The sequence below is a fragment of the Yoonia tamlensis genome (genome assembly GCF_900115105.1).
Classification (GTDB): domain Bacteria; phylum Pseudomonadota; class Alphaproteobacteria; order Rhodobacterales; family Rhodobacteraceae; genus Yoonia; species Yoonia tamlensis.
Genome location: NZ_FOYP01000002.1, coordinates 553,615 through 571,104, shown reverse-complemented (window position 1 = coordinate 571,104; position 17,490 = coordinate 553,615). Strand labels below are relative to the sequence as shown.

At 57.9% G+C, this 17,490-nt stretch carries 21 protein-coding genes; 7 read left to right on the top strand and 14 right to left on the bottom strand.

The window, feature by feature from the left end; all coding sequences use genetic code 11:
* Nucleotides 1–6 precede the first annotated feature (6 nt).
* The 11 genes from BM320_RS14660 to folK all read right to left on the bottom strand — a co-directional run bounded on the left by BM320_RS14660 (nucleotide 7) and on the right by folK (nucleotide 8,346).
* Entirely contained in the window at nucleotides 7–333 is a 327-nt protein-coding gene (locus BM320_RS14660) for a DUF1491 family protein (RefSeq protein ID WP_090201502.1), read from the bottom strand.
* Nucleotides 334–345: 12 nt separating this feature from the next.
* On the bottom strand, nucleotides 346–1,263 hold the full coding sequence (gene era / locus BM320_RS14655) for a GTPase Era (protein WP_090201500.1): 918 nt from the start codon (nucleotides 1,261–1,263) through the stop codon (nucleotides 346–348).
* A complete protein-coding gene (rnc, locus tag BM320_RS14650; protein WP_090201498.1) occupies nucleotides 1,260–1,940 on the bottom strand; it encodes a ribonuclease III in 681 nt (226 codons plus the stop codon). The genes era and rnc overlap by 4 nt, the downstream gene beginning before the upstream one ends.
* Entirely contained in the window at nucleotides 1,937–2,770 is an 834-nt protein-coding gene (lepB, locus tag BM320_RS14645) for a signal peptidase I (RefSeq protein ID WP_090201496.1), read from the bottom strand. The genes rnc and lepB overlap by 4 nt, the downstream gene beginning before the upstream one ends.
* Nucleotides 2,771–2,822: 52 nt before the next feature.
* Entirely contained in the window at nucleotides 2,823–3,224 is a 402-nt protein-coding gene (gene acpS, locus BM320_RS14640) for a holo-ACP synthase (protein ID WP_090201495.1), read from the bottom strand.
* A gap of 13 nt (nucleotides 3,225–3,237) precedes the next feature.
* A complete protein-coding gene (locus tag BM320_RS14635; protein WP_090201493.1) occupies nucleotides 3,238–3,675 on the bottom strand; it encodes an ABZJ_00895 family protein in 438 nt (145 codons plus the stop codon).
* Between the two features lies 1 nt (nucleotide 3,676).
* Nucleotides 3,677–4,429: a pyridoxine 5'-phosphate synthase gene (locus BM320_RS14630; RefSeq protein WP_207496948.1), complete on the bottom strand. Its 753-nt coding sequence runs from the start codon at nucleotides 4,427–4,429 to the stop codon at nucleotides 3,677–3,679.
* Nucleotides 4,430–4,458: 29 nt separating this feature from the next.
* Complete coding sequence (locus BM320_RS14625; RefSeq protein ID WP_090201491.1) at nucleotides 4,459–5,136, bottom strand: DUF2062 domain-containing protein; 678 nt, start codon at nucleotides 5,134–5,136, stop codon at nucleotides 4,459–4,461.
* Between the two features lie 24 nt (nucleotides 5,137–5,160).
* Complete coding sequence (locus tag BM320_RS14620) at nucleotides 5,161–7,293, bottom strand: RelA/SpoT family protein (protein WP_090201489.1); 2,133 nt, start codon at nucleotides 7,291–7,293, stop codon at nucleotides 5,161–5,163.
* 39 nt (nucleotides 7,294–7,332) lie between these two features.
* Nucleotides 7,333–7,686, bottom strand: coding sequence for a DNA-directed RNA polymerase subunit omega (gene rpoZ, locus BM320_RS14615; protein ID WP_090201487.1), 354 nt, complete (start codon nucleotides 7,684–7,686; stop codon nucleotides 7,333–7,335).
* Between the two features lie 96 nt (nucleotides 7,687–7,782).
* The gene (gene folK / locus BM320_RS14610) at nucleotides 7,783–8,346 is read right to left on the bottom strand and encodes a 2-amino-4-hydroxy-6-hydroxymethyldihydropteridine diphosphokinase (protein WP_311135506.1); all 564 of its coding nucleotides are present in this window, start codon (nucleotides 8,344–8,346) and stop codon (nucleotides 7,783–7,785) included.
* Between the two features lie 127 nt (nucleotides 8,347–8,473).
* Here folK and BM320_RS14605 point away from each other — a divergent pair, with 127 nt between their 5' ends.
* The 6 genes from BM320_RS14605 to BM320_RS14580 all read left to right on the top strand — a co-directional run bounded on the left by BM320_RS14605 (nucleotide 8,474) and on the right by BM320_RS14580 (nucleotide 12,367).
* Nucleotides 8,474–9,049 (top strand): LabA-like NYN domain-containing protein, encoded by a 576-nt coding sequence (locus BM320_RS14605; protein ID WP_090201483.1) that lies wholly within the window; start codon nucleotides 8,474–8,476, stop codon nucleotides 9,047–9,049.
* A gap of 91 nt (nucleotides 9,050–9,140) precedes the next feature.
* Complete coding sequence (gene ispH / locus BM320_RS14600; RefSeq protein WP_090201481.1) at nucleotides 9,141–10,091, top strand: 4-hydroxy-3-methylbut-2-enyl diphosphate reductase; 951 nt, start codon at nucleotides 9,141–9,143, stop codon at nucleotides 10,089–10,091.
* Entirely contained in the window at nucleotides 10,091–10,702 is a 612-nt protein-coding gene (locus BM320_RS14595; RefSeq protein WP_090201479.1) for a LysE family translocator, read from the top strand. The genes ispH and BM320_RS14595 overlap by 1 nt, the downstream gene beginning before the upstream one ends.
* Nucleotides 10,699–11,295, top strand: a complete 597-nt coding sequence (locus tag BM320_RS14590; RefSeq protein WP_090201477.1) for a class I SAM-dependent DNA methyltransferase — start codon at nucleotides 10,699–10,701, stop codon at nucleotides 11,293–11,295. Before BM320_RS14595 ends, BM320_RS14590 begins: the two co-directional genes overlap by 4 nt.
* Nucleotides 11,295–11,744: a ribonuclease HI gene (rnhA, locus tag BM320_RS14585; RefSeq protein ID WP_090201476.1), complete on the top strand. Its 450-nt coding sequence runs from the start codon at nucleotides 11,295–11,297 to the stop codon at nucleotides 11,742–11,744. The genes BM320_RS14590 and rnhA overlap by 1 nt, the downstream gene beginning before the upstream one ends.
* Entirely contained in the window at nucleotides 11,741–12,367 is a 627-nt protein-coding gene (locus tag BM320_RS14580) for a trimeric intracellular cation channel family protein (RefSeq protein WP_090201474.1), read from the top strand. The genes rnhA and BM320_RS14580 overlap by 4 nt, the downstream gene beginning before the upstream one ends.
* Here the strand turns inward: BM320_RS14580 and BM320_RS14575 are convergent.
* Together BM320_RS14575 and BM320_RS14570 are read right to left on the bottom strand one after the other, a co-directional pair.
* Nucleotides 12,364–13,338 (bottom strand): NAD(P)H-quinone oxidoreductase, encoded by a 975-nt coding sequence (locus BM320_RS14575; protein WP_090201472.1) that lies wholly within the window; start codon nucleotides 13,336–13,338, stop codon nucleotides 12,364–12,366. The genes BM320_RS14580 and BM320_RS14575 overlap by 4 nt on opposite strands.
* Nucleotides 13,335–14,027, bottom strand: coding sequence for a COQ9 family protein (locus BM320_RS14570; RefSeq protein WP_090201470.1), 693 nt, complete (start codon nucleotides 14,025–14,027; stop codon nucleotides 13,335–13,337). The genes BM320_RS14575 and BM320_RS14570 overlap by 4 nt, the downstream gene beginning before the upstream one ends.
* 108 nt (nucleotides 14,028–14,135) lie before the next feature.
* On the opposite strand from BM320_RS14570, the gene rpsU reads away from it, so the two are divergent.
* Nucleotides 14,136–14,342 carry a 30S ribosomal protein S21 gene (rpsU, locus tag BM320_RS14565; protein WP_090201469.1) on the top strand — a complete coding sequence of 69 codons (207 nt, stop codon included), beginning with the start codon at nucleotides 14,136–14,138 and terminating at the stop codon, nucleotides 14,340–14,342.
* A gap of 138 nt (nucleotides 14,343–14,480) precedes the next feature.
* On the opposite strand, the gene BM320_RS14560 is transcribed toward rpsU, so the two are convergent.
* Nucleotides 14,481–17,486, bottom strand: a complete 3,006-nt coding sequence (locus BM320_RS14560; protein ID WP_090201467.1) for a DNA translocase FtsK — start codon at nucleotides 17,484–17,486, stop codon at nucleotides 14,481–14,483.
* Nucleotides 17,487–17,490: the final 4 nt, after the last annotated feature.

The following is a 17,490-nucleotide window of genomic DNA, read 5'->3' as shown; positions in this document are numbered from 1 at the left end:
TCAAAGTTATGAAAGCCCCGGTTCATCCAGCAAGTGCCGGCCCTGACGGTCTTCGACCTCGATCACCCACAGGTCCGGATCAAAACTGCGCTGTTTGGCGATAGAGGCATCGACCGACGGTTCATCTCCGTCGGTCAGCACCACCCATTTGCGGTCCCCGCTCATCAGATCGAAACTGCGGGTATAGCAGCAGGCGTTGCCATCAAGCGTATTGAGCTTCACCAGCACAGCCCCCGCGGTGCCATCACCGCGCGCGACAACAAATGCAGGAATATCTTGCAGCCGCAGCCGCGTCAGATAGGCCGAAACCCAGATATCCGCCGTCAGCCGCATCGGGCCACCGTGCTACGCATTGCCGTCTTTGAAATCCAGACCCATTTCGGAATAGCGCTCTGATTCCTCGAGCCAGTTGGGCCGCACTTTCACCTTTACAAATAGATGCACGCGGCGGCCAAGAAATTCTTCGAGCTCAAGCCGCGAGGCCTGACTGACCGATTTCACGGTTTCGCCGCCTTTGCCCAGAACAATGCCCTTATGGCCATCGCGCGCCACATAGATCAGCTGGTCGATGCGGGCGGACCCGTCGGGGCGTTCTTCCCAGTTTTCGGTTTCGACCGTCAACTCATAGGGCAATTCCTGATGCAAGCGCAGGGTCAGCTTTTCGCGGGTCATCTCGGCGGCGATCATGCGCATGGGCAGGTCCGCGATCTGGTCCTCGGGGTAAAGGAACGGGCTTTCCGGCACCTGTTCGACCAGCCACTTGCGCAAAGTATCGCAACCATGGCCACGTTCGGCGGAAATCATGAATGTTTCTGCAAACGGGTAGGCTTCGTTCATGTCCTTGGTCAGCGCCAGCAGCACTTCGGATTTCACCTTGTCGATCTTGTTGATCGCCAGCGCGATCTTGGCCTTGCCGCCACGTTCGGCCAAGGTTTCCAGAATGGCCTTAACGCCATCCGTCATGCCGCGGTGGGCTTCGATCAACAAAACCACAACATCCGCATCCGCAGCCCCGCCCCAAGCGGCAGCAACCATCGCGCGGTCAAGCCGGCGGCGCGGTTTGAACAGGCCGGGCGTGTCGACAAAAACCAGCTGCGCATTGCCTTCCATCGCGACGCCGCGAATGCGGGCGCGGGTGGTTTGCACCTTATGGGTCACAATCGACACTTTCGCGCCAACCATCAGGTTCAGCAGGGTCGACTTGCCGGCGTTCGGTTCGCCGATCAGCGCGACGAATCCCGCTTTGGTGGGGGCATCGGTCATGATTTCACTTTCTTCAAAAGGGCGGTCGCGGCAGCCTGTTCGGCGTTGCGCTTTGATCCGGCCGTTGCTTGCTCGGACGGACCAGAGGCAAGGCGCACCTCGATTGTAAACACGGGCGCATGGTCAGGTCCAGTGCGCGCGACTTCGACGTATTGTGGCGGGGTTTCGCCACGCGCCTGCGCCCATTCTTGCAACGCGGTCTTGGCATCGCGCGCGTCAACCGCCACGTTTTGCACCCGCGCGCCCCAAAGACGCAACACGGCCTCTTGTGCCGCGGCAAAACCGCCATCCTGATAGATCGCCGCAATCACCGCTTCCATCGCATCGGCCAGCAGGGCTTCTTTGCGACGCCCGCCTGATTTCATCTCCGAGCGGCCCAGTTTCAGCACGGCACCCAAATCGATCTGGCGCGCGACCTCGGCACAGGTTTCGCGGCGCACGAGCGCGTTATAGCGCGGCGCAAGCAGACCTTCGGGGGCGGATTGATCAGCCGCAAGCAAAGCATCGGCAATCACAAGTCCCAGCACGCGATCACCCAGAAATTCAAGCCGCTGGTTATCGTCGCGGTGCGGGCTCATCATCGACGCATGGGTCACCGCGCGCAGCAGGTGCTCCGGCTTGGCAAATTGATAGCCAAGCCGTTTTGAAAACGCGGTGAGTTCAGCTGAAATCTTCAATCGAGCGCCTTTAGGAAACGGTCACTGCGCCATGTCCAGAAATACAGCATCGACCGCCCCGCAGAAGAGAAAATCACGCGATCCGCGCGCCCGATCAGATCTTTGCGTTCGACAAACCCGACGCCACCGGTTGCCTGCGGGAAACGGCTGTCGGTTGAATTGTCGCGGTTGTCACCCATGAAAAAGAACTCATCTTGGGGCACAACAAAGACCTGGGTATCATCTTGCTGGCGGTCGCCTGTATTCAGGATGCTGTGGCGGACCCCGTTGGGCAGCGTTTCAAACTGCCGTTCTTTGATGCAATCCGCACCTGGTCCAACCGCGCCGTTGATACAGCTCGGAATCCCGCCTTGTGGGCCTTGGGGCTCCATTGTTTCAATAAACGGCTCGGCGTTTTCGACAACAACGGCGACATCATTGATATAAAGCAACCCGTCTTTCATCTGGATCCGGTCACCGGGCAGCCCGATCAGACGTTTGACAAAATCTTGCCCCGTCACCGGATGGCGAAATACAACAATGTCACCGCGCTCAGGGTCGGAGCCGAACAGGCGGTCGTCATAATCTTCGGCAAAGCCGCAAAATTTGTCAGCACCGATATTTATGAACGGCAGTGACGGGCAGGATGCATAGGAATAGCCGTAAGCCATCTTGTTCACGAACAAGAAATCCCCGATCAAAAGCGTGTCTTTCATTGACCCTGACGGGATCCAGAACGGCTGGAACAGGATCGTGCGAAAAAGCCCTGCGATGATCAGCGCCCAAAAGACGGTTTTAAACGTCTCGACGACGGCGGCGACGGGTCCGGATTTTTCGGCTTGTTCGGCCATGACCAATTCCTTTTAGGTGTTTGTGGCTACATGAGGCGGCACGCCCGCCCTGTCAAGGCGCGGGCAGGGCTTCGATCACGACAAAGGCCTGCGCCCAAGGGTGATCATCCGTCAAAGTGACATGAATAACCGCCCGATGCCCCGGCGGGGTCATCGCATCCAGCCGGTCTTTAGCCCAGCCGGTGACCTGCATTGTGGGCTGGCCGCTGCGCATATTGCTCACCGCCATGTCTTTCCACGAAATCCCCATGGCCAATCCGGTGCCCAGCGCCTTGGAACAGGCCTCTTTGGCGGCCCAGCGTTTGGCATAGGTGCCAGCGACATCTTTGCGGCGTTCGGCCTTGGCCTGTTCTATGTCGGTAAAAACACGGTTGCGAAACCGGTCGCCGAACCGGTCAAGCGTGCCTTGGATGCGGTCGATGTTCGCAAGGTCTGTGCCGATACCAAGGATCAATTGCGGTCAACTTTCATTTCGTTTTGTCCGTCGCATTTAGCGCTTTAAGCTGATTTTTACAGCTCATCCGCAGAAACACCAGATTGCAAATCGCAATCACAATCACGACAAATACCGCTGTGCCAATTATCAGCATCATCGACGGGGGCGTAAGCAAAAGGCGATCATATTGCGGATGATTTGTTATCACAGTTGCCGTAAACAACGCCTGAAAACTGGCAGCAATAAGTGTTGCGACCACAACAAACGACATCGTTTCTGCCCGTGTCGGCACGCGTAAAAAACGGCTGGCGAACTTTTGGCCTTCGATCATCGCGGCACAGATTGCAGGTATGATCATCGCAGCAGAACTTGATAGGTTGATCCCTGTCACCTGACGAAGAACGCCAAGCACGACCGGAACGCCGATCGTCAACGCAATCACAACACCTGCATAACGCATATAATTCATCTTAATCTCCTTGCCGCGCGGCATCCATCAGGCGGCGCATTTCTGCAATCGCCGGACCAAGCCCGCGAAAAATCGCCTCTCCTATAATAAAATGCCCGATATTCAATTCGCGCACCTGCGGCAACGCCGCAATCGGGGTCACGCTGTCATAGGTCAACCCGTGACCGACATGGACCTCTAGCCCCAGTTCATGCGCATAGGCGGTCATATCGGTGATCTTGGCCAATTCGCTGTCGCGCACGTCCCAGCGCCCTTCGGCCCATGCATCGGCATAGGCGCCGGCGTGCAATTCGATCACAGGGGCACCGATGCGCGCGGCGGCTTCGACCTGACGCTTGTCAGCCGCAATAAACAGGGACACGCGTGAACCCGCATCCACAAAGGGTTTAATATAATGCGCAAGTTTATTGTCCTGCTGCGCAACCTCAAGCCCGCCTTCGGTGGTCTTTTCTTCACGTTTTTCGGGAACCAGACAGACGGCATGCGGCTTGTGACGCAGTGCAATCGCCTGCATTTCATCTGTCGCGGCCATTTCGAAATTCAGCGGGACAGACAACTGATCCACCAGCCGGTCAATATCACTATCGATAATATGGCGACGGTCCTCGCGCAGATGGGCAGTGATGCCATCGGCGCCCGCCTCTTGGGCGATCAAGGCCGCGCGCACGGGGTTAGGCACATCGCCGCCACGCGCGTTGCGCACAGTTGCCACATGATCAATATTCACGCCAAGACGCAGTTTGTTTACAGCCATCACGACCCCCTTTTTGTGGGACATTAGGGTTATCCGTGGCTGTCGTCACCCGTATTTTCCGCCTTTTTGCGTAGCTGGCTCAGCTTATTGCGCAAGGCCTTGCGGCGGCGCTTTTGATAGGCCGAGATCAAAGGCACGCAGATATAGTATGCGCCCGCACCACAAATAATGCCCGGCATGATGCCGCCAACCAGATAGGGCAGGAAAACCTCGTGATAGAATTCGGCCAGCCCGTGCCAATCGGCGCGCGCGCTGGTGAACATCGCCATGAAATTATGCGAAATATCCGAAAACGCGCTGCCAAAACGGCAGCCAAGCCCGCAAAATTCGGGGTCGCGGTGGCCAAAACCGAACAGGGCCGCGTTAAACGGACGCCCCAACAGCCAATGACCCATTGTCAGGGCCGAAACCCCGATCGGGATATAGGTCAGCGGATTGCCAAAAAACGTCCCCAAAAGTGCGGCCAGAATATTCCCGCGCATCATCCGCGCCAGCAGGGCCGCAATCACAAAGTGAATGCCGTAGAACGGGGTAAAGGCGGCAAACACGCCCGCCGCAATCCCGCGCGAGATCTTTTCAGGCGTATCAGGCAGGCGGCGCACGCGGTGTTTGACATATTCGAACGCCCGCCCCCAACCGCCACGCGGATAGACGAAATCCAGCACGATCTGCCAGACCGGTCGCCTATCCCTGCGCTTAAAGACCAAACCGTTTCTTCCTTTACTGGCGCCTTAGCTGCGCCGCACATTTGCAAGCGCCGGATCGCGATGCCGGACAATCGACGATACGTTGCTTTCCGCCTCGAGCGCGGTCATGACGCGGTGCAGATGTTCTGTATCGCGCAGATCGACATCAATCAGCAGCCTGAAGTAATCAGGTTTCCGGTCGATGAATTTCAGGTCGGAAATATTTGCGTTCTGCTCACCGATCAACGTGCAAATACGGCCCAACACGCCGGAATCATTGGTGATCGCCACATCAAACGTGACCGTATTGACGGGGGCATGCGTGCCTTCGTGCCAGTGCAGATCAACCCAGCGTTCGGGCTGGTCTTCGTAATCGGCCAATGCTTCGCAATCGATGGCATGCACCACAACACCCTGCCCGCGGAACGTAATCCCCAGAATACGTTCACCTGGCACAGGCTGGCAACAAGCGCCGCGTTGCTGTTCTTGGCCCACTTCAAGCCCCACAACCGCGCGGTTTTCATCCACCTCGTCGCCGTTGCGGGCTTCAAGTGCGGGATAAATCGCGCGCACAACCGCGCGGCCGGTGATTTCCGCGCTGCCCAGCTGCGCCAGCAATTCATCCGCATCCGCAATCGCAAGCGCCTTAGCAGCGGTGGTCAGCGCCTTTTCGGTCGCTTTCTTGCCGACGTTTTCAAACGCCACCCGCGCAAGTTCGCGCCCAAGTCGGACAAACCGCCCGCGGTCCTCTTCGCGCAGGCTGCGGCGAATGGCGGTTTTCGCGCGGCCGGTGACAGCAATTTCGATCCATGTCGCTTGCGGTGTCTGGCCTTCGGCGGTGATGACCTCAACCGACTGGCCGTTTTTCAGACGGGTCCAAAGCGGCACGCGAATGCCGTCCACCTTGGCGCCGACACAGGCCGCACCGATCCTTGTGTGGATCGCATAGGCGAAATCAATCGGGGTCGCGCCGCGCGGCAGCTTGATCACATCGCCCTTGGGGGTGAAACAAAACACCTGATCGGTATACATCTCGAGCTTGACCGCCTCGAGAAATTCATCGTGGTCCTGATCATCGTCCAACCGTTCGGTCAGCGACGCAATCCAGCGCACCGGATCAACCGCAAAGCGGTTTTCGACGCGTTCACCGTTCTTATAGGACCAATGCGCCGCGACACCCGTTTCAGCGACCTCGTGCATTTCGCGGGTGCGAATCTGGACTTCGACCTGTTTGCCGTCACGACCCGAAACTGTCGTATGGATGGACCGGTAACCGTTGGTTTTGGGCTGGCTGATATAGTCTTTGAACCGGCCCGGAACCGCGCGCCAACGCTGATGGATCGCGCCCAAAACGCGGTAGCAGTCAGCCTCGGTCGCAACGATGATACGGAACCCGTAAATATCCGAAAGCCGGCTAAAGCTTTTCTCTTTTTCCTGCATCTTGCGCCAGACCGAATAGGGTTTCTTGGCGCGACCTGATACTTCGGCAACGATATTCACTTTTTCCAGTTCGACCCGCATATCGGCGGTAATTTTCTGGACGACATCACCCGCCTCGCGTTGCAAGGTGATAAAACGGCGGATGATGGAACTGCGCGCATCAGGGTTCAGGACGCGAAACGACAGATCCTCAAGCTCTTCGCGCATCCATTGCATCCCCATGCGGCCCGCAAGCGGCGCATAGATATCCATGGTTTCGCGGGCCTTTTGCGCCTGCTTTTCGTCGCGCATGGCCTTGATCGTGCGCATATTGTGCAAACGGTCCGCCAGCTTGACCAAAGTCACCCGCAAATCCCGCGAGGTCGCCATGAACAGCTTGCGAAAGTTTTCAGCCTGTTTGGTCTGGGTCGAAGAAAGCTGGAGATTGGTCAGCTTGGTAACGCCATCCACCAGATCCGCGATTTCACGACCAAACCGCTTTTCGACCTCGACAAAGGACGCTTTGGTGTCCTCGATTGTGTCGTGCAGCAGGGCGGTGATCAGCGTGGCATCATCCATCTGCTGTTCGGCCAGAATGCAGGCGACAGCAACAGGATGGGTGAAATAGGGTTCGCCCGAATGGCGATATTGGCCCTCGTGCATGGCCTCGCCAAATGCATAGGCCGCGCGCAAAAGTTCCGAATTCGAATTGGGGTTATAAGTGTGGACCAGATCGATCAGTTCGTTCGCAGTCGTCATCTGGTCCTGCACCTATCTTTGCAGGCCGGTAAAGGCCTCTTAGCGCTGCCCTTGCGCTTCCATCAGCGCACGCAGCAGTTTTTCTTCGGACATATCGTCCTCGACAGGTTTGTCAGCCTCTGCGCCCATCAGCAAGGACATGCTGTCCTCTTCCGGCTCGTCGACTTCGATTTGTGTCTGGTTTGCCTCGATCATGCGTTCACGCAGATCATCGGCCTGCTGTGTTTCTTCTGCGATTTCACGCAGCGACACAACGGGGTTCTTATCGTTGTCACGGGCGACAGTAATCGGCGCACCTGCGGCGATTTCACGGGCACGATGGGCCGCAAGCATCACAAGATCAAAACGGTTCGGTACTTTATCGACGCAATCTTCTACGGTGACGCGGGCCATTGGCGTACTCCATTCGGACAAGGGAACATAGCAAGAGCGCTGTGTATTGCGAAACAAATCGATTGACAAGGGGTGCGGCCCGTATCGTGGGGATAATTATTGCGGCGTTTCAAGCGGCACAACATCCGCTAATCCATTGGCAGGTAAGGCATCACGCAATTGCGCCGCGGTTTTTTGCAAAACCGGATGCACCCAATCGGGCGCAACATCACATAAAGGCACCAAGACAAAACCGCGATCCTGCACCCGCGGATGCGGCAGAATCAACTGGTCGGGCGTGTCGGTTTGCTGCTGTGCCAAGGACAGGTTGCGCCATCTTTCATGCACCCGCGCGTCCGGCAGGACCGCATCGCCAACGGCAATCAGATCAAGATCCAATGTGCGCGGCCCCCAACGCACGTCCCGCGTGCGCTTGGCCTGCGTTTCAATGGCATGCAGCCGCGCCAGAATCGCCGCGGGCGCAGCATTGGTGGTAATCCGCATCGCGGCATTTACAAAATCGGGGCCTGCACCCGCCGGAAATGCCGGAGTTTTGAACAATCGGCTTTGGCGCGGTGGCTCTTGCGAAAGCGCAGCCACCAATTTCATAGACTTTAGTACAGTTTCCCTTTGGTCACCAAAAACTGAATTATCGTTACTACCAAAGGCGATAAGCGCCATTGTTAAGTTTTGCATCATTCTCGCCACTTGCCAGAGGTTCCGGAGACACTACTATAGCAGGGTTCCAGCGCAACACGCACCACTCACACATAGCTGGCAATACGTATATTTTTTGAAAGGAAATTAGATGTTTTATCGGGACGAGCGTCTTGCTCTTTTTATTGACGGATCAAATCTTTACGCGGCCGCTAAATCGCTTGGCTTTGATATCGATTACAAACTTTTGCGGCAGGAATTCATGCGCCGTGGCAAAATGCTGCGCGCGTTCTATTATACCGCCCTGCTGGAAAACGACGAATATTCGCCCATTCGCCCTCTGGTTGACTGGCTAAACTACAACGGCTTTACCATGGTGACCAAACCCGCCAAGGAATACACCGACAGCATGGGTCGCCGTAAGGTCAAGGGCAACATGGATATCGAACTGGCCGTCGACGCGATGGAACTGGCGCCGCATGTCGATCACGTTGTTATTTTCTCGGGCGACGGCGATTTCCGCCCGCTGGTCGAAAGCCTGCAACGCCAAGGCGTGCGCGTGTCCGTGGTTTCAACAATCCGCAGCCAGCCGCCAATGATTGCAGATGAATTGCGCCGCCAGGCAGATAACTTCATCGAATTGGATGAACTACGTGATGTGGTGGGACGCCCCACACGTGAGCCGCGCCCCGAATTTGTTGGCGAAGTCGCCGACGATCACGAATAAATCATGCGCCAGACAGGAAACTGTCTGGCCTCCTCTACTGGACGTGGCGGCGCATTGGTCTTACCTCTGGGGCAACAGCCCGAGGACCCAGATGACCAAATCTCCTTTGACATTATACCTTGCCGCCCCGCGCGGATTTTGCGCAGGCGTGGACCGCGCGATCAAGATCGTGGAAATGGCGATCGAAAAATGGGGCGCGCCTGTCTATGTGCGCCACGAGATCGTGCACAATAAATTTGTCGTCGACAGCCTGCGCGATCTTGGCGCGGTATTTGTCGAGGAACTTGACGAATGCCCCGATGACCGCCCCGTGATCTTTTCCGCGCATGGCGTGCCAAAGGCCGTTCCCGCCGCCGCCGCCAAGCGTGAAATGATCTATGTTGATGCCACCTGCCCACTCGTATCCAAGGTCCATATCGAGGCACAGCGCCACGCCGACAACGGGCTGCAGATGATCATGATCGGCCACGAAGGCCACCCCGAAACCGTCGGAACCATGGGGCAATTGCCCGAAGGCGAAGTGCTCTTGGTCGAAACCGTCGCAGATGTGGCAACCGTGCAGGTGCGCGACCCTGATCACCTTGCCTTTGTTACCCAAACCACCCTGTCGGTTGACGACACGATTGATATTGTCGCCGCGTTGAATGCGCGCTTTCCCAAAATCGTCGGCCCCCACAAAGAAGACATCTGCTACGCCACCACAAACCGACAGGAAGCGGTTAAGGCGATAGCCCCCAAATGCGACGCGATATTGGTTGTGGGGGCGCCCAATTCGTCAAACTCCAAACGATTGGTCGAGGTCGGCGCGCGCGCGGGCTGCGCCTATGCACAACTGGTGCAGCGCGCGCCCGATATCGACTGGCGCGCACTAGACGGGATCAAATCGGTCGGGATCACCGCAGGGGCATCCGCCCCCGAGGTGTTGATCAACGAAATCATCGACGCCTTCCGCGACCGCTATGACGTGACCGTCGAACTGGTTGAAACCGCCCAAGAAAACATCGAATTCAAAGTGCCGCGCGTGTTGCGCGAACCCGCCTGATGATCAGTATTCCCTTTCTCATTACCGCGCTGATCGTCTGCATCATCCCTGGCACCGGCGTGATCTACACGCTGGCCATCGCGCTTGGGCAGGGGCGCAGCCCTGCGATTGCCGCCGCGTTCGGCTGCACGCTCGGGGTGGTGCCACATCTGCTGGCGGCCACGCTTGGGCTGGCGGCGGTGCTGCATACCAGCGCGCTGCTTTATCAATGCGTGAAATATGCAGGCGTTGCCTATCTGGCTTATCTTGCATGGCAGGCGCTCAAATCTGACGGGCTGCTTGCGATGCGTGGCGATGCCCCCACCCAACCCGCAATTGCAATCATCCGGCGCGGCGCGCTGATCAACATCCTCAACCCGAAACTGTCGATCTTCTTTCTGGCGCTCATGCCACCGTTCCTATCGGGTAACGCAAGCAAGGTGACGGGCGAAATGATCCTGCTGGGCAGTGTGTTTATGGCAATCACCTTTGCCACCTTTGTTTTCTACGGCGTCTTTGCTGCATTGGCGCGGGACAAGGTGCTGCAAAACGCGGCAATTATGCGCTGGCTGAACCGGTCTTTCGCCGCAGTTTTTGCGCTGCTTGGCGCCAAGCTGGCGTTTGAACGATGAAACCCGACCCCAAAACCATTGCCTTTTATGACAGCGCCGCCGAACGCTATGACAACCTGTTCCAAACGGGCGAAGCCAGCGACAGCCTGCGCGCGTTTATGGCGCTTTTGCCCGCAAGGGCGCAGGTGCTTGACCTTGGCTGCGGGCCAGCGCGAGCATCGGTGCATATGCGCGCGGCCGGCTTTCGGCCCGATCCGGTGGATGCCTCGCAAGGGATGATTGATCTGGCCAATCAGGCCCATGACATTGGCGCGCGGCTGATGACATTTGACGATCTGAATGCCATTGCCGCCTATGACGGCGTCTGGGCGAATTTTGCGCTGCTGCACGCAGCGCCCGCCGATCTGCCGCGCCATATCCACGCCATCGCAACCGCTCTGCGCAATGGCGGCATTTTCCACATCGGGATGAAGGTCGGCACCGGCGCAAAACGCGACCATATCGACCGGCTTTATACCTATGTCACGGTCGACGGGCTGCGCGGGCTGTTGACCGACGCGGGTTTTGATGTGATTGCCACCGAAACGGGCCAAGAGGTCGGCATGGCCGGCACTAACGATCCGTTTGTGATCATGCGCGCGCGGAAAAACTGATGCCTGAATTATTTGCTTATACCGACGGGGCTTGCTCCGGAAATCCCGGGCCGGGCGGCTGGGGGGTCGTGCTGATCGCGCGCGACGGCGATACAGTTGTGAAGGAACGTGACCTCAAAGGTGGCGAAGCCCACACCACCAACAACCGGATGGAACTTCTTGCCGCGATCAACGCGCTGGAAACCCTGAAAACCGCCTCCAAACTCACGCTGGTCACCGACAGCTCCTACGTCAAGGACGGGATCACCAAATGGATTTACGGCTGGAAATCCAAAGGTTGGAAGAAAAAAGGCGGCGAAATCAAGAATATTGATCTGTGGCAACGGCTTGACGCGGCCCGCGCCCGCCATGACGTCACATGGGAATGGGTCAAAGGCCACGCAGGACACCCCGAAAATGAACGCGCTGATGAACTGGCGCGCGCGGGCATGGCCCCGTTCAAACCATGACTATTCTGGCATTCCTTGATTACGCGTCCGTCTTTGTGTTCGCACTCACAGGGGCTTTGGTCGCCAGCCGTGCGCAGCTTGATCTTATCGGGTTCGTGTTCATTGCCAGCCTCACGGCGGTAGGCGGCGGCACGTTGCGCGATATCATCCTCAACCGTGATCTGGTGTTCTGGGTCGCGCAGCCCGCCTATATCGGGGTCGCCTGTCTGGCTGCACTGCTGGTTTTCTTCACCGCGCATTTGCTTGAAAGCCGCTATCGCACGATTGTCTGGCTGGATGCCTGTGCGCTGGCTGTCGCCGTGCCCGCAGGGGTCGCTGTGGCGCTCGCGTTGGGGAAGCCACCCAGCATTGTTGTGATCATGGGGATCATCACGGGATGTTTTGGCGGGCTGATGCGCGATGTCGTCTGCAACGAAGTCCCGCTGGTCCTCAAACAAGGCGAACTATACGTGACCTGCGCCCTGCTCGGCGGGGTCGCGGCCAGCGCAGCGCTCTACTTCGGGCTCGCACAACCTATCGCCCTGCTGATCTGCGCGGGCAGCGCATTTGCGCTACGGGCAGGCAGTATTGCCTTTGGCTGGCACCTACCTGTCTACAAAGGTTTTCCACCGCGGAACAGCTAGGCCACCCGCAGCACTATCTTCCCAATATGCGCATTGCTTTCCATACGTGCATGGGCCGCGGCGGCATCGGCAAGCGCAAATTCTTGGTCCATCACAGGAGCAATATCACCCGCTGCGATGCGTGGCCAAACATGCATACGCAGCTGATCCGCGATCCGCGCCTTGGCCATATCAGATTGCGGGCGCAGGGTTGATCCGGTCAGCGTCAGCCGCCGCATCATCACCTGCATCAGGTTAATATCCACCTTTGGCCCTTGCAGAAATGCGATTTGCACGAGCCTTCCGTCATCCGCCAAGGATTTGATATTGCGCTGGATATACGGGCCACCGACCATATCAAGGATCAGATCAGCCCCGCCAAGCGCTTGCATTTTTTCAACAAAATCGACGTCGTGATAGTTAAAGGCGGCTTCGGCCCCCAACCCCACACAGGCCGCGCATTTTGCGTCACTGCCCGCCGTTGTGAACACGCGCGCGCCAAAAATCTTGCCAAGCTGGATCGCCGTTGTCCCGATCCCTGATCCGCCACCATGGACCAAAAACCTCTCACCCGCTTGCAGGCCACCGCGCACGAACACATTCGACCAGACCGTAAAGAATGTCTCGGGCAAGCAGGCAGCTTGGGCCAGCGACAGCCCATCCGGCACAGGCAGACAATGCGCGGCAGGTGTGGTCACATACTCCGCGTAACCGCCCCCCGGCAAAAGCGCGCAAACCTGATCACCGACCGCAACGGATGTCACGCCCACGCCAATCGCTGCGACGGTGCCTGATGCCTCAAGCCCCGGAAGATCGCTGGCGTTTGCAGGCGGGTTATACAGCCCCGCGCGCTGCAACGCATCGGGGCGGTTCACACCGGCATAGGCCACCTTGATCAGCACCTGATCATGGGCGGGCACGGGGACTTCGCGGTCAGTCAGGGTTAATACCTCTGGCCCGCCAGCGGCCGAAATTTCAACAGCTTTCATCATTGCGGATCATTCCAAATTCCAGGCAGGTCATCGCGCACAGCATGTGACGGCGCCTTAACGCCTGCCAGAATGCGCCCCAGCGGGCCGGTCAGCGGTTTAAACAAAGGGTTCGCCTTAACCTGCGCTTTGACCTTTTCAAACTGCATCACATCATCAATCCGGCGGTCGATAAACGCGTCGGTGGCTTGCCCGTCCAGACTATCGTCGCCCAGCCAATACAGCACAACCGATGCATAGACCGCCGATAGCGTCATGCGTTTGCTGTACCAGTTCGCGTCCTGCGATGTATCGCCCAGCGCGGTCCAGATCGCATCGGCGGTGCCCCAGATCAATTTTGTGCCATCCGCCGCCATATGCGGCACCGCAAACAGCGTGGTGCCGCGGCGCACGGCTTCTTTATCCGGCACCGCCGCCAGACGCAGGCGAATCGCGGTTGCCACCTTGTTGCGAAACCGCATGTCCGACAGGTCTGACGCCGCCAGCGCCGCGACCATCGCCGCATCGCCGCGCCTGTGAAACGCAATCGCCAGATCAACCGCACCACGCGGACAGACCGCCGCCGGATTATCCGCCCCGACCTCTTGAACAGCCAGTTGAAAGGCCTTTGGCGACCAGCCATCAAAGGCAACATGCGGCAGGATCGCGTCCAGCAGCGCGGCTTTGGTCGGATCAATGGCGTTGTGTGACATCTGCGCTCTCCTCGCGGTGACGGGTACTAGACAAACTACCCCGTCATTGCTATGTGCCCATTTCCTGCAATTTTTGCAAATCCAACTTAGAGAGGTGGTGAAAACCACATGCAGGTTAGTGTTCGTGATAACAACGTCGATCAGGCGTTGCGTGCTCTGAAAAAGAAACTTCAGCGTGAAGGCGTTTTTCGTGAAATGAAGCTTAAGCAACATTTCGAAAAACCGTCCATCCGTAAGGCGCGTGAAAAAGCAGAAGCTATCCGCCGTCAGCGCAAGCTGGCACGGAAGAAGCTCCAGCGCGAAGGTTTGCTTTAAGCAACCCGACGTGACCAATTTAACCCCGCTTGAGCAATCAGGCGGGGTTTTTTGTTTTAAGCCCGCAGCGCGGTTTAGATTCTGACGCGCAGTTTGCATGCGCGCCCGGTCGAACCTAATCCGGCATGAACCGCAGACCTAATGCTGTTCAGGCACCAGAATTTCGCGTTTGCCCACATGGTTGGCGGAACTGACAACGCCCTCGTCTTCCATCTGCTCGACCAGTCGCGCGGCCTTGTTATAGCCGATCGCCAGTTTGCGCTGGATGTAGGACGTCGAACATTTGCGGTCCTTGATCACAATCGCCACGGCCGTATCATAAAGCGCGTTTTCGCTGTCTGACCCGTCACCTAGCCCAAGCACCAAATCAATGCTGCTTTCTTGATCGTCAGGCGGGCCTTCGACAACGCCGGACATATATTCTGGCGGGCCGAACCCTTTGAGATGGTTCACGATTTCTTCGACTTCTTCGTCGCTGACGAACGGGCCATGGACGCGGGTGATCTTGGATCCCCCCGCCATATATAGCATGTCACCCATGCCCAGCAGTTGTTCAGCGCCCATTTCACCAAGGATGGTGCGGCTGTCGATTTTCGACGTCACTTGGAATGAAATCCGCGTTGGGAAGTTCGCCTTGATCGTACCGGTGATCACATCTACCGACGGGCGCTGTGTTGCCATGATCAGGTGGATACCCGACGCACGCGCCATCTGCGCAAGCCGCTGGATACAGGCCTCAATTTCCTTGCCGGCCACCATCATCAGATCGGCCATCTCGTCGACGATCACAACGATATAGGGCAGCAGTTCGGGCTTGGTTTCTTCGGTCTCGAAAATCGGATCGCCGGTTTCATCGTCAAATCCGGTTTGCACGGTGCGGCTGAACATCTCGTCTCGGGACAGCGCATCTTTGACGCGGCCATTATAGCCATCGATGTTCCGGACGCCCATTTTGGACATCTTGCGGTAACGTTCTTCCATTTCGCCCACGACCCATTTCAGGGCGACAACCGCCTTTTTCGGGTCGGTCACAACGGGCGATAGCAAATGCGGGATGCCGTCATAGACAGACAGTTCCAGCATTTTCGGATCAATCATGATCATCCGGCATTCTTCGGGGGTAAGTTTATAAAGCAGCGACAGGATCATCGTGTTGATCGCCACCGATTTACCCGACCCCGTGGTCCCCGCGATCAAAAGGTGGGGCATCTTGGCAAGGTTGGCGACAATTGGTTCGCCGCCGATATCCTTGCCCAGTGCAAGCGGTAGCTTTTGATTGCCATCACCAAAGTCGCGGTGCGAAAGGATTTCGCGCAACACAACTTTTTCGCGGTTTTCGTTGGGCAATTCGATCCCGATCACGGTCCGGCCTGGCACGGTCGACACACGTGCGGCCAGCGCCGACATGGACCGTGCGATATCATCGGCAAGCCCGATGACACGTGATGCCTTTAGACCCGGTGCAGGTTCGAGTTCGTACATCGTGACAACGGGACCGGGGCGTACCGATGTGATTTCGCCTTTGATACCGTAATCATCCAGCACGCTTTCCAGCATACGGGCGTTCTGTTCCAGCGCGTCATCGCTCAGGTGGTGGCGCTGGATGTCGACGGGGTTCATCAACAGGTTCAGCGGCGGGTGTTCGTAATCGGCATATTTATCGTCGAATGCCAATGCGGGCTGGGCCTCGGCTTTGGCTTGGCGCGATGGCTGCGGCGCACGTTTGGGCGGATGCTGCACAACGGCGCGCGGTTCTGGCGTGGGGGCGACTGGCACGTGCGGCGCGGAAACCGGCATATGCGGCGCAGGCACATAAGGGGCCGCATCGACCACATCGTTCAGGATGTCCTCATCGTCAAAATCCGGCATCGGTTCCAGATCGGCAATCGGCGCAGGCGAAAGCGCATGCGCATCGGGGGCCGCAACAGGCGCTTTTAGCACGGCAGGTTCAGGGCGCGCGCTAAACACCAACGGACGCGGGCCGCGCCCCGCCGTCAAAGAAGGCTCGATCCGCACGCCTGTAGGCGAAGGCGGCACTTCACGGGCCTTGATCGCGCTGGCAATCCGGCTGCTGACGCGGTCCGAATCCGTGGCAAGCGGCGCAATCGGTGCGATGGCGCTTGGCTCTACCAGTTCCGGTTCGGGCATCGGGTCGTTGCGTTTCAACAGGCCTGAAAGAAAGCTCGCGCCGCCCTGCTGTGGTGCGGATTGTGCAGGTGCTGCTGCGGCCGTATTGCGCGTTGCCGTCAGTGGCGGCGCAGGCGGCATCTTGGGTGCTGTACCTGTCATCGGCGGTTCTGCCGCGTGCAGCGCAGGCCGCGCACGGACAACAGCCGCCGCACGTGCGCGAAAATCGGGGGCGGGCGCCGGTTCTTCTTCGACATCGTCAATCAGCGCATCCGCGTCAAAATCAACCGCCCTGCGTTCGGCGACACTGGCGCGGTAGGCTTGTATATTTGTGTTCATGCCCTGTGCCGCTTTGGCTGACATTGATGCGCCGCGCCCCAGAAGTTTCAACAGCCCCGCATAAAGCATGACCGTGCCAAGGAGCAAAAATCGCCCCGCGACACGCAGTTCAGGACGGGTGAATCCCAAGGCAAAAGCCATCAGCGCAACCAAGGCCAGACCGGTGATGAGCGACAATAACTTAACACCGAACACCGGCCCAAAGGGCACAATTGTCAAAATAACACCCAAAACGGTATCGCCAAACAACCCGCCAAGACCAAAATTCGCAGGCCAATCCACACCCGGCGTCAGGGTTGCCGCATAGACAGCGGCCACGACAATCGCGACCGGCGCAAAAACGATCCGGCCAATCGCACGTTCCTGACCGCGGTGCATCACAAACCGTGCGCCCCAAGCGATCAACAACACAGGCACAACCCAGATACCCATCCCGACAACCATCATCAACGGCGCCGCAATCGAAGCCCCGAAATGCCCAAACAGGTTTTGCACAGGCGCATCGGTCGCGGAAATCCAGCTGGGATCATCGGGCGAATAGCTGCCCACGATCAGGGCAATCACCAGCCCGACCAGCCCAAGCCCAAGACCCACCAGTTCCTTGCTGCGTTTTTCAAGCGCCGCCTGCGTTGCACTGTCCAAAAGCGGATCGCGCTGTCGTGTTTGATATGATGCCATCTTA

Coding starts and splice junctions, on each gene's coding strand:
- rnhA (WP_090201476.1), top strand. CDS start 11,295: ATGCCTGAATTATTTGCTTATACCGACGGGGCTTGCTCCGGAAATCCC.
- BM320_RS14620 (WP_090201489.1), bottom strand. CDS start 7,293: ATGACGACTGCGAACGAACTGATCGATCTGGTCCACACTTATAACCCC.
- BM320_RS14630 (WP_207496948.1), bottom strand. CDS start 4,429: ATGGCTGTAAACAAACTGCGTCTTGGCGTGAATATTGATCATGTGGCA.
- BM320_RS14580 (WP_090201474.1), top strand. CDS start 11,741: ATGACTATTCTGGCATTCCTTGATTACGCGTCCGTCTTTGTGTTCGCA.
- lepB (WP_090201496.1), bottom strand. CDS start 2,770: ATGGCCGAACAAGCCGAAAAATCCGGACCCGTCGCCGCCGTCGTCGAG.
- BM320_RS14575 (WP_090201472.1), bottom strand. CDS start 13,338: ATGATGAAAGCTGTTGAAATTTCGGCCGCTGGCGGGCCAGAGGTATTA.
- BM320_RS14570 (WP_090201470.1), bottom strand. CDS start 14,027: ATGTCACACAACGCCATTGATCCGACCAAAGCCGCGCTGCTGGACGCG.
- BM320_RS14560 (WP_090201467.1), bottom strand. CDS start 17,486: ATGGCATCATATCAAACACGACAGCGCGATCCGCTTTTGGACAGTGCA.
- BM320_RS14605 (WP_090201483.1), top strand. CDS start 8,474: ATGTTTTATCGGGACGAGCGTCTTGCTCTTTTTATTGACGGATCAAAT.
- rpoZ (WP_090201487.1), bottom strand. CDS start 7,686: ATGGCCCGCGTCACCGTAGAAGATTGCGTCGATAAAGTACCGAACCGT.
- BM320_RS14635 (WP_090201493.1), bottom strand. CDS start 3,675: ATGAATTATATGCGTTATGCAGGTGTTGTGATTGCGTTGACGATCGGC.
- rpsU (WP_090201469.1), top strand. CDS start 14,136: ATGCAGGTTAGTGTTCGTGATAACAACGTCGATCAGGCGTTGCGTGCT.
- era (WP_090201500.1), bottom strand. CDS start 1,263: ATGACCGATGCCCCCACCAAAGCGGGATTCGTCGCGCTGATCGGCGAA.
- BM320_RS14595 (WP_090201479.1), top strand. CDS start 10,091: ATGATCAGTATTCCCTTTCTCATTACCGCGCTGATCGTCTGCATCATC.
- folK (WP_311135506.1), bottom strand. CDS start 8,346: ATGGCGCTTATCGCCTTTGGTAGTAACGATAATTCAGTTTTTGGTGAC.
- BM320_RS14660 (WP_090201502.1), bottom strand. CDS start 333: ATGCGGCTGACGGCGGATATCTGGGTTTCGGCCTATCTGACGCGGCTG.
- ispH (WP_090201481.1), top strand. CDS start 9,141: ATGACCAAATCTCCTTTGACATTATACCTTGCCGCCCCGCGCGGATTT.
- BM320_RS14590 (WP_090201477.1), top strand. CDS start 10,699: ATGAAACCCGACCCCAAAACCATTGCCTTTTATGACAGCGCCGCCGAA.